This window comes from Candidatus Poseidoniia archaeon (assembly GCA_030748895.1).
Lineage (GTDB): Archaea > Thermoplasmatota > Poseidoniia > MGIII > CG-Epi1 > UBA8886.
Window position 1 is genome coordinate 1 of sequence record JASMLC010000059.1, and the last position, 592, is coordinate 592.

The 592-nt window shown below is 66.4% G+C and carries 1 protein-coding gene; it reads right to left on the bottom strand.

The annotated features are described in order from the left end of the window. On the bottom strand, nt 1–592 hold a 592-nt coding region (locus tag QGG57_07095), incomplete at both ends, for a hypothetical protein (protein MDP7007920.1).

Sequence of the window (592 nt, forward strand, 5' to 3'; positions counted from 1 at the left end):
GTCACCGTCGGTGTCGACACCGGGGTCGTCGGGGTCGAGCGGATCCGAGACCAACTCGTTGACCTCTTCGCAGTCTGAGAATCCGTCGCCGTCGGTGTCGGGATCCAACGGGTCGGTGCCGCGTGCGACCTCGTCACCGTCACCACACCCGTCGCCGTCGGTGTCGGGATCGGTCGGGTCGGTGCCGAACTCGTCTTCCTGGGAGGCGGTGAGTTGGTCGCCGTCGAGGTCCGGATCCAACGCCAACGTCGTGGTCGTCGTTTCGACAACGACGTCGTCGTCGGGGTCGAGCGGGTCGGTGCCGCGTGTGACCTCGTCGCCGTCATTGACTCCACCGTCGTCGGTGTCGGGATCCAACGGATCGGTTTGGATTTCGGTTTCTTCGCCGTCGCGTAACCCGTCGTCGTCGGTGTCGGGGTCGAGCGGGTCGGTGCCGGTGTCGACAACCTCGACACCGTCGACGATGCCGTCGTTGTCGGTGTCGGGGTCGAGCGGGTCGGTGCCGGTGTCGTTGACTTCCTCACCATCGAGGAGTCCGTCGCCGTCGGTGTCGGGGTTGTTCGGGTCGGTGCCGAAACCGGGTTCGTCGACG